We start from the raw sequence: 9,774 nt of genomic DNA, 5'->3' as shown, positions 1-9,774 counted from the left end.
CTGGTTTCCCATAAACCAGGGGTGGTTTTTAAAATCCAGTTCGCCCGGTGTAGTTGGGGTCAGTTTGGATATCGAAAATTATTGTACGTTAAGGCTATTTTTTGACCTCTCTACTTTAGCTGGCCTCAGCCGACGAAACTTACCGGAAGCCGGTATCCGGTTGCTTTTCCAGATATAATCGCCTGTCAGATTGATATGCTCCCAGCCCAACGGCGACAAATGCGACAGCAGTTGCTCGTTGATCTTCAGCCCTTTACGCTTCAAGGCCTCGACCGCTCTTTCCATGTAGACGGTATTCCACAGCGAGATAGCTGCCGTCAGCAGCGTCAGTCCACTGGCGCGATAGCTCTGATTTTCCGGTTTCCGGTCCCTGATTTCACCCAGGCGGTGCAGGAATACCGCACGCGCCAGCGCGTTACGGGCTTCTCCTTTATTCAGTCCCGCCTGTACCCGCCGACGCAGTGCCGGATCGCGGAACCAGTCGAGCATAAACAGCGTTCGTTCAATACGGCCAATTTCCCTCAGTGCTTTGGCAAGTCCGTTTTGCTTGGGGTAGCTGGCAAGCTTTTTAAGCATCAGGGATGCCGTCACTGTTCCCTGCTTTATCGAGGTCGCCAGACGCAGCACTTCACGCCAGTGGATTTCGATCTCTTTCAGATTCAGGCTGGTCGTTGATATCAGTGACTGAAGTGCCGGGTATTGGTCCGCTTTCCCTTTGATAAACAGCTTCTTGTCGTGGAGATCCCTGATTCGCGGACAGAACGCAAATCCCAGCAGATGCATCAGGGCAAAGACATGGTCGGTGAAACCCGCAGTATCGGTGTAATGTTCCCTGATTTCCAGGTCGCTTTCGTGGTACAGCAAGCCATCGAGCACATGGGTTGAATCCCTGACCCGGCTGATTATGCAGGTGTAAAACGGGCTGTATTGATCCGAAATATGGGTATAAAACTGACGTCCAGGCTCTTGCCCATATTTCGGATTAACCTGCCCTGTGTAGCGGCCTGAGCTGCCTGTTCTGAAATTCTGTCCATCTGATGATGATGTTGTCCCGTCTCCCCAGAATGCCGCCAGCGGTCTTTTCCCCTGCGCGTTTACCAGCTCTGCAAGGGCGGCTGAATAGGTTTCGTCGCGGATGTACCATGCCTGAATATCTTCGAGTGATGATTTTGTGCTCCCGGGGCAGGCTTCTGCCATTTTGGTCAGGCCAAGATTGATGCCATCCGCAAGAATGGTGGTGAGGAGCTGGCGGGTATCAGGACGGATAATGTCATTTTTTATATGCGAAAAATGTCGGGTAAACGCCGTCCAGCTGTTTACCTCATCGAGAATTTCCGTGATTTTAGGTCGCGGTAGCATGCTGTAAACCAGCTCTGCCAGCGGTGAAACCTGCGCCGGAACGCAGTTATCCAGCGGAGAGACTTTTACGCCCTTGTCGGATATTTCCACATCGGGCAGCTCACCAAGGGCAGCCATGGCATTGACCTCTTCAAGTCTGGACTGAAGCAGAGTCATACGGCTGGTAATGTATTCATGATAATCAGCAGATACGGGCAGTGGCAGCACCGGTGTGAGTTTGTCAAAGTCCTTTTCGGGTATGAGGTAATCATCAAAATTTTTGTAGCGGCGCGAGCCTTTAACCCAGATATCCCCGGAGCGCAACGCCCCCTTAAGCTCGCTGAGCGCACAAAATTCATAATACTGCCGGTCAATACCCGCAGGTGTAATCACCACCTTGCGCCAGCTTTCAGGGACAAACTCAAGCGGCGCTGTCGCCGGAACTTTACGTGACTGCTTCCGGTACATATCCTTGATCACAACCAGCGCATCAGCCAGAGGTTGCGCTGCCGGGGTTGCGACTAACTGTAAAGCGGACAACATGCGCGGGGCATATTTCCGTAATGTGCTGTATTTCTCAGTAATAATATGCAGCGGGTCAAAATTATTTTTTCTGGCGAGATGGCGTGTTTCCTCCAGACTGGCGACAAATTCAGGCCACGGGAGTATGTTTTCTATTGCGAGCCATGGATCGCCACCGGAATCGCGGGAATCAGACAGCGCCTGGCCGACATCGATGTACTGTCTCAGTTTGGACTGGATCAGCTTTCCGGTCTGCTGAAGGCGCTCAGCCTGTGTTCTTTTGGCTTTGCTGAAAAGGCTGTTCAGCATTCGCTCATGCAGCTCAATAACTTCGTCTGTCAGTGTGGCTCTGGCTTCTTCCAGCACGCAGACCAGGATCGCATGACGGCGGGCTGCTGAAAATCGGGTCAAATCCCGGCTACTCATCTTTCGGCCTTCCCGCGCCAGTTTCAGCAACCGGTTCTGGTGAATGGTACGATCTATACCTTCAGGTAAGGCCAGCGATTCAATGCTGCTGAGCCGTTCAAGATGTTGCAGCACGTTCTTACCGTTGATTTTACCCGGCGGTTGCAGAAGCCATGTCAGCCTGGAAGGCTGATTATCTGATGACTCAAGTAAACGATCCAGGGCATCCCTGTGCGCCGGAGTTAACGGGGCATTCAGAGTCTGAAATACGATTTTATCTCCGCCAGCCATGGCCTCCGCACAGGTACGCTCCACGACATCAATCGCGGGGATTATCACGTTGTTCTGCCGGAGCCAGACCAGTAACTCTTCGGCCAGGAGAATACCTTTATCGGTGCGCGTCGCCATCGACAAAAGGTGTGTAATACAGTCCTGCTGTATTTTGCCGGTGAACGCCTTTACGCCAAGATAGCGGTACAGTTCGGTTAAATGCTCACGCCGGGTCGTATCCCGGCCGGAAAGGTAAGCTGGCCAGAGATCCCCGGTAAGCTTTAGCCTGCTGGCGATATGCTTCAGCAGCGCATCAGAGGGTGGGATTTTTTTATCCGGGGCAAAGCCGACATTTTTCAGATAGCAAAGAAGGACGGCAAAACCAAAACGGCTGGCGGGTTTACGGTGAGCACTGATAAGCGCCAGATCATGCTCACTGAAATACGCCATTCGGGTCAGCGTTAACTCATCTTCAGGCAATGCCAGTAATGATTCTCTATCCGACAGAGAAAGAATCTGCCTCCTTGCCATATAGTTTCCCTCACAAATTATTCGATGCGGTATTTTTAACAAAAATGGTTATCGCATAAGGGTACACCCTGACGCCATAATCAAAACGTGACGGCACACGATGAATGACATAACCTATATGCGATAGATTAAGTGCAATAACCTAAATGCGATAATGCGGTGGGAAAATGTTCATCAGAGCTTATTTAAGGGCATCGACGGAAGACCAGTTCGCCGATCGAGCAAAAGAGATGCTGGAGCAGTTCGTCCAGGAACGGGGGCATAAAATCGCCAGCTATTACCGGGAAAATATCAGTGGCACAAAACTTGAGCGCCCGGAACTGGGACGCTTACTGATGGACAGTCACCACAATGATATTTTACTGGTCGAGCAGATAGACCGTCTGACACGTCTCAGCAACAGCGACTGGATGACGCTAAAAAAACAGATAGAACAACATGAGCTGCGAATTGTCAGTCTTGATGTGCCCACATCATGGCAGGCACTGTCAGATAAGGATCCTTCTCAGGCCGATCCGATCACCCGCGCAGTAATAACCGCCATCAATAACATGCTTATCGATCTGATGGCCGCAATGTCACATAAGGACTGGCTGAGCCGCCGCCAGCGGCAAAAACAGGGAATCGAGCGGGCTCATACAATTGGAAAGTACCGGGGTAAGCAAGCCGATCAGGAACGGCATCAGAAAGTCCTGTACTACCGGCAGGTAAAGAAACTGAGTATCCGGGAAACGGCGGATGCTACAGGCTACAGTGCTTCACAGGTTTGCCGGATACAAGCGCTTCATAAAAATAATGAAACTGCCTGAAAGGCTGGAATGACGGTGTTTATTTGCAGTCATGGCGTAATAGTTAGCGCCCTGTAACAACCTTTGTGATTAGCAGACTGATGCATCATCTATGTAAGGAAAGTCCGCTGTGTGCCAGAAGCGGATGTTGCTAACGCCTCAGAGTGTAAATCTATGGGGGCAGCTCTTACAACAAAACACACCGGTACTGGAAAATTGTTAATGCCGTAGCAGGAGCCGGCTTAAAAACCCTTCATCCTGCCGTGGATCGCATACAACTAAATTTTACATCGTTGACTGGCTGAGGGGACCACTGCGTCCGGAAGGGGAGTGCCCTAAATCTGCTGTGCAGTATCTGTGAGGATTCAAATACCATATTCGCTGTCATGCCTGGTCATTTTGTCGGTCAACCAGATCAGGCCCCCGGAATGCGCGGCGCCATTCGCTGGGACTCACACTGAATTTTGACTTAAAACTCTGACGGAATGAAACGGGTGACTGAAATCCGGCCATTTCGGCGACCTTTTCAATACTGTGGCTGGTCGTCTCCAGCAGCTCCTGGCTTCGCTGAAGTCGTTCCGCGTTGATCCAGTCTGCCAGTGTTGTACCGGTGGCCTTCAGAAAGTGACGGGTCAGCGTTCTCCGGCTCATGCTGACAAATCCGGCCAGTGAATCCAGGTCATGAGGTTTGTCCAGATTGCGGCGCAGATAATCCATTAATTCATTCATTTTGTTGTCCCGTGTTGTTTCCGGGACAGGACGTTCTATAAACTGAGCCTGGCCGCCTTCCCGGTAAGGCGGAACGACCATCCTCCGGGCCACCCGGTTGGCAACGGCCGAACCGTAATGGTCCCGGATAATACTCAGACAGCAGTCGATACCCGCAGCAGTGCCGGCAGAGGTAATCAGCCGTTCGTCGCGGGTATACAGCGAATTGCTGTCTAGGTGAACGTCAGGAAAGCGGGCTGTGAAATCCTGTTCATACTCCCAGTGTGTGGCAGCACGGTGTCCGTCGAGCAGCCCAGTATAAGCCAGCACGTAGGTACCCAGGCATAGCCCCACCACCTGTGCGCCACGCTGCCACGCGCTGATCAGCTTATCGAGCAGTGCCTGGTCTGGTTTCTCATCAGGATTATGCCAGTAAGGGACGATGATAATATCGGCAGCATCAAGACGTTCCAGCCCATGCTCAACGTTGATGGACAGTCCGATATCAGACTGCACCATACCCGGCTCCCGGGCACAGATTTCGACACGGAACAGCTCCGGTTCCGGCATTGAGGCGCCGAAAATGATGCAGGGTACAGAAAAGTGAAACGGGCTGAAACCGTCAGTGACAATGACGGCAACTGTCAAAGCAGACATCGTATTTACCTTTTCGTCAGTTGCAGCGACCGGAATTCCGGTCGCTGACACGTTCATACGGACCGGCTATATGGCAGCCGTGGCCGGTTCCGGAGTATCTCCAGGGACGGAAGTATGCAGACCATCAGAACGTGAGGATCTCTCCGTCAGCCGGGATCCGTACCTGTTTTTCAATGCCGTGCTCAAGGGTGAATTCACGCAGCTCGGCGCGGGTGAGCAGACAGTGGTTAATCGCCTCCATGTGCGAAGCAACGATGGTTGTCTCAGGCAGCATCGCCAGGGTGCGCAGCGTGTCCTCCTTACCCATGATGATTGGTCCGTAAAGATCGTTAACCGCATAGCCGGTATTCAGCACCACAACGTCCGGGCGGAAACGCTGCAGGCTTTTTACATACGGTTTCACCCAGACGGTATCCCCTGCGATATAAAGCGTTTTTTCATCGTGGTGCGTGAATACCAGTCCGCAGGCATCGCCGAGTAATTCCCCCCAGACGGTATCTGCGTAGAGTTCATTGCTGCCATGCTGGCCGTCAGTTTTGTAAATTGTCAGGCCATCTACGAAATGGTTTTCATCTTTCAGTACACGGATATTAACAAATCCCTGAGAGCGGATCAGTGCAGCATCATTTTCGTCCTGGGTATAGATAAGCATGTCTTTCGGCACCGCCTTCTGTGCCGCTTCGTCCCAGTGGTCAGTATGCGTGTGCGTCAGGATCACCGCATCAACGTTCAGCAGCGTTTCAACCGCCACAGGCAGCGGTACCATAGGGTTGCGGAGGTGCGGACGCGCATTTCCGGCAAAACCATCCCAGGCGTCTTTTTCTGCCAGCATCGGGTCGATAAGGAATTTCTTTCCGGCGTATTCCAGCATGAGGGTGGCATTACGGACTTGCGTTAACTTCATTTCTCTCTCCAGTGATTCATCAGATTTTAAGCCACTCCCGCCCGTGGTGATCGGATCATGGGGTGGCAGGTGGATTACTATAAACGGTGATCCCGGTGGGCGTGACACGCTCACAGGTCATTAGGCGATGAAATCAGGTCAACCTGTGCCCGTCAGCAGCGCCAGCAGGATATCAGCTGTCGCGCAGTAATTTCATTTACGCGGAATGACTCGTCAGGTAACAGCGGGACAGCGTCCTTATTTCAGAGCCGGTCTGACCGCACGCCTCTTATGCCAGATCAGCCACAGCACCGGTGCAATCAGGCTGATGATCCAGGGAACCAGGATGAGGTGCATGGTTTTCCAGCCAAATGCGTTGAACAGTGGGCCGGCACCCAGGGAACAAATCAGACTGAAGATAAAGACACTCATGTCATTTGCCGCCTGAGCCACGCCTTTTTCTGCTGCCGAGTAGGTCGTTGCCAGCAGGCTGGTCCCTCCGACGTAAAGAAAATTCCAGCCTATCCCCATCAGGATCAACGCACTGGCAAAAAATCCCCACGTGACGCCGGACAGCACCAGCGCAATATACGCAAGCAGGAGCAGGATCCCCGCCAGCATAATGGTAGTGACACCGAACCGGTCGATGAGTCTTCCGGTGAAAAAGGAGGGAACGAAACGCCCCAGAATGTGAAGCTGGATAACCACAGCGATCTGTGGGAGTTCAAACCCATAGTGTTTCATGGCAATGGGGGTGGTGGTCAGTCCCAGCACCATAATGCCAAACCCTGAAGCACCGGAAAAAAGCGCTACAAGATAAGACGGCTGGGATATGACCCTGAACCACGGACGGGGACCGGTCTGTGCTGACGGGTCAGCGGTCTGTGTAGGCATGTGTAAACGCGACAGCAGAAGTAACCCCAGCGAAGCCAGCACGGCCATAAAGAGGAATGACCCCATATAGGTCACGCTGAACAGTGTGCTTCCGTAGCTGGCCAGGAACGGGCCTAACAGGGCAGCAACAACACCGCCAGCCAGAACCAGCGAAATGGCCCGGGTGCGGAATGCCGGCAGCGCAACTTCACCCGCAGCAAAACGGAAAAACTGCGCAAAGGCCTGGTATATTCCCAGAAAAAACATCCCCAGGCACAGCAGGATGAATGAATCCTGGATCATGGCCACCATGGAAATGACGGCGGCCATAATCCCGCTCAGGGTACCGGTAATGAATCCTGTTTTTCTGCCTGCCCGATCCATCCATAAAGAGGCGGGAAACATCACCAGTACGGTGCCCAGGCTTGCCATTGAAATGGGGACCGTCACCAGTGAAGGATTTGGCGTCAGGAGGGCCCCCGCCAGTCCGCCTATTGTCATTATCAGTACCGATATCGACTGAAAGATAGCCTGTGATCCCGCAAGTATCAGGACCTGCTGACGCATATTTCTCATGTTAGTGAAGCTCCGGAATGAAATTAAGCAGACGGGGAGCCTCAGCCCGGCATTTACCCGCCTGAAGGAAACCAGATGACACAATATCCGACCGGGTCCCGGGCAGAGGGAAATAACGGCAACGTTAAGCTGCCGCTCATCCGCCCACTCATGGTGAAAGGAGTATACGGAGCACGACAGGACACACGTGAGAGGGCTCACAGCCAATTAGCAATGAAAACGGGTCAATTCAGCAGCGAGGCCTGGAGGTACACCTGCGAACGCCTGTCGTGCCAGTGCAGAAAATTCCCTGCGAAGCAGGACAGAAATTGTGAAGCCAGGGGGAGATAAGCCCTACAGGCCGGTGGTCCGGTCAGTGCCAGGTTCTTCATACTCTTCGCCTGTGAAATAAACAATGACCCGATACCATCGAAAGTTGTCCCTGTGGGCACAGGCATATCAGCAGGGTATCCCCTATGATTGACGAGAAATTAAAGCCAGCCGGGAACTAATCAGGTATCAGATACAGGCATAATTATTTCCCTTAATATTTTTAAATGTCTGCTGATGGCAGACTGTATCGTAGTATCAATATCTCATCTGGAGTCTGAATGAACATGAATAAATTATTCGCTGCCGTAGTACTGAGTGCAACATTAATGTCCTCTGCTTTTGCCGCCGATCATTATCAGCAAATTCGCAATGCAACCGGCAGAATAGAAATTGCGGGTAAAACATTTCTTATCGATCCAATGCTGGGTAAAAAAGATGCTTATCCCGGTTTTGAGAATACACACAACAGCCAGCTGCGATTCCCTCTCGTTGAACTGCCGGTAAGCATTGAGGATACCTATAAGGGTGTGGAAGGGATCATTGTCACCCATACGCACCTTGACCACTGGGATCCGGAAGCCCAGAAAAAGTTGCCTAAAGATATTCTCATCATCGCCCAGCATGAAGATGATGCAAAATTAATCCGGAGTCAGGGTTTTAAAAACGTCAAAGTCCTGAATGGTACAATGCAGTTCGGCGATGTTACGGTGGTTAAAACGCACGGTGCTCACGGTACTGACGAAATGTTTGCCTCGTCACTCAGCGAGATCCTCGGCGAAGCCATGGGCGTCGTTTTCACGGCAAAAGGTCATAAAACCGTCTATGTTGCCGGCGATACCCTGTGGAATGCCGACGTGAACAAGGCAATCGTGAAATACAAACCGGATGTGTTAGTGCTGAATACCGGTGATGCCCGCAACCTGAATTTCCCTGACGCAGGCATTATTATGGGCACAAAAGATGTCCGTCACGCCTATGAGATGTTGCCGCAGGCAAAAATCATTACGGTGCATATGGATGCTGTAAACCACACAACCGTCAGCCGCGCAGATATGCGTGCCTATATCAAAGAAAACAAGATTGATGACCGTGTAGTTGTTCCGAATGATGGCGAGACCGTAAACCTTTAATTATTAATAACAGCATGAACTTTATAGAGCCAGCCTACTCAAGCTGGCTCTATATACTGTTGTTTTTAAATTCTGGGATTGTGGCTTATATTCGTCATATTAGTGAAAAAAACAACACAATGAAGAACAATATAATTGCACGCCTTTTTTTGTGACAATGAAAACCTATCAGAACTTCCCTAAGAGCGGTAGCTAAGGTTTAGCACATTCCTGAATGATACATAGCGTCCGCTTACCACTCAAAGCTGCCTGTCAAAGTGGTCAAGCTCTACCACAGCTCAGAGGTACAAAAAACCATCTTAACGTACAATAATTTTCGATATCCAAACTGACCCCTGGTTTCGCCCCCGGACGACAGGCCCAGGGTTTCCAAGGCCTGCTCTTTAGTCGAGCCGATTGCCTCCATCTTATCGGTGAGCACCGAAATCATGCCTGAGATACGCTCCAGTTCGCCGAAGGTTCGTGCGCGCTGCACGGCAACAAACACGGCCAGCCTGTAGCGTTCGTCATCTGTCAGCCTGCGAATATCCCTGTGCGCCAGCAGGGCTGCAATTACCGGTGCCGCGTGGTGCTCGTAAATCCCCAGCAGTGGTTCAAGACTCAGACGGTCCGGGTGATTATCGAGGTTGTAGAACGTGTTGCGGACGGTCGCATCATCCGGTGTGGTGGCATAGGCGCGCCCGGCAGCCTTGTCAAAGGCGTATAAACGCTGCCGCTTACCCTTGCCTGATCCTACCCGCGAATAGTGGACACGCGACTAAGTGAGTAAAATCTCAACCAG

General features: G+C 51.7%; 6 protein-coding genes and 1 pseudogene. 2 read left to right on the top strand and 5 right to left on the bottom strand.

The annotated features are described in order from the left end of the window. Nucleotides 1-78 precede the first annotated feature (78 nt). On the bottom strand, nt 79-3,066 hold the full coding sequence (locus SIK69_RS07920; protein ID WP_086629430.1) for a Tn3 family transposase: 2,988 nt from the start codon (nt 3,064-3,066) through the stop codon (nt 79-81). A 167-nt stretch (nt 3,067-3,233) separates the two neighbouring features. Here SIK69_RS07920 and SIK69_RS07915 point away from each other — a divergent pair, with 167 nt between their 5' ends. Continuing rightward, complete coding sequence (locus SIK69_RS07915; protein ID WP_001567361.1) at nt 3,234-3,875, top strand: recombinase family protein; 642 nt, start codon at nt 3,234-3,236, stop codon at nt 3,873-3,875. Between the two features lie 363 nt (nt 3,876-4,238). Here SIK69_RS07915 and SIK69_RS07910 read toward each other — a convergent pair whose 3' ends face one another. From SIK69_RS07910 to SIK69_RS07900, 3 genes are all read right to left on the bottom strand, one after another. Continuing rightward, nucleotides 4,239-5,219: a GlxA family transcriptional regulator gene (locus SIK69_RS07910; RefSeq protein ID WP_021571263.1), complete on the bottom strand. Its 981-nt coding sequence runs from the start codon at nt 5,217-5,219 to the stop codon at nt 4,239-4,241. A 124-nt stretch (nt 5,220-5,343) separates the two neighbouring features. Next, nucleotides 5,344-6,123: an MBL fold metallo-hydrolase gene (locus tag SIK69_RS07905; RefSeq protein WP_021571264.1), complete on the bottom strand. Its 780-nt coding sequence runs from the start codon at nt 6,121-6,123 to the stop codon at nt 5,344-5,346. Between the two features lie 237 nt (nt 6,124-6,360). Next, nucleotides 6,361-7,542 carry an MFS transporter gene (locus tag SIK69_RS07900; RefSeq protein ID WP_047737071.1) on the bottom strand — a complete coding sequence of 394 codons (1,182 nt, stop codon included), beginning with the start codon at nt 7,540-7,542 and terminating at the stop codon, nt 6,361-6,363. Nucleotides 7,543-8,141: 599 nt separating this feature from the next. Between SIK69_RS07900 and SIK69_RS07895 the strand changes: the two genes are divergently transcribed. Beyond that, on the top strand, nt 8,142-8,993 hold the full coding sequence (locus tag SIK69_RS07895; RefSeq protein ID WP_045295616.1) for an MBL fold metallo-hydrolase: 852 nt from the start codon (nt 8,142-8,144) through the stop codon (nt 8,991-8,993). Nucleotides 8,994-9,318: 325 nt separating this feature from the next. Here the strand turns inward: SIK69_RS07895 and SIK69_RS07890 are convergent. After that, nucleotides 9,319-9,720, bottom strand: a pseudogene (locus tag SIK69_RS07890) (DUF4238 domain-containing protein); the annotation flags it as partial. Between the last annotated feature and the right edge of the window lie 54 nt (nt 9,721-9,774).

Origin of the sequence: Scandinavium lactucae (genome assembly GCF_033843265.1) — a bacterium.
Classification (GTDB): Bacteria; Pseudomonadota; Gammaproteobacteria; order Enterobacterales; family Enterobacteriaceae; genus Scandinavium; species Scandinavium lactucae.
Note: the sequence above shows the minus strand (reverse complement) of the source record. Positions and strands in the feature narration are given on the sequence as shown.

Excerpts from the sequence above, each read along its gene's own strand:
- SIK69_RS07920 (WP_086629430.1), bottom strand. The coding sequence starts at position 3,066 with ATGGCAAGGAGGCAGATTCTTTCTCTGTCGGATAGAGAATCATTACTG.
- SIK69_RS07895 (WP_045295616.1), top strand. The coding sequence starts at position 8,142 with ATGAACATGAATAAATTATTCGCTGCCGTAGTACTGAGTGCAACATTA.
- SIK69_RS07900 (WP_047737071.1), bottom strand. The coding sequence starts at position 7,542 with ATGCGTCAGCAGGTCCTGATACTTGCGGGATCACAGGCTATCTTTCAG.
- SIK69_RS07915 (WP_001567361.1), top strand. The coding sequence starts at position 3,234 with ATGTTCATCAGAGCTTATTTAAGGGCATCGACGGAAGACCAGTTCGCC.
- SIK69_RS07905 (WP_021571264.1), bottom strand. The coding sequence starts at position 6,123 with ATGAAGTTAACGCAAGTCCGTAATGCCACCCTCATGCTGGAATACGCC.
- SIK69_RS07910 (WP_021571263.1), bottom strand. The coding sequence starts at position 5,219 with ATGTCTGCTTTGACAGTTGCCGTCATTGTCACTGACGGTTTCAGCCCG.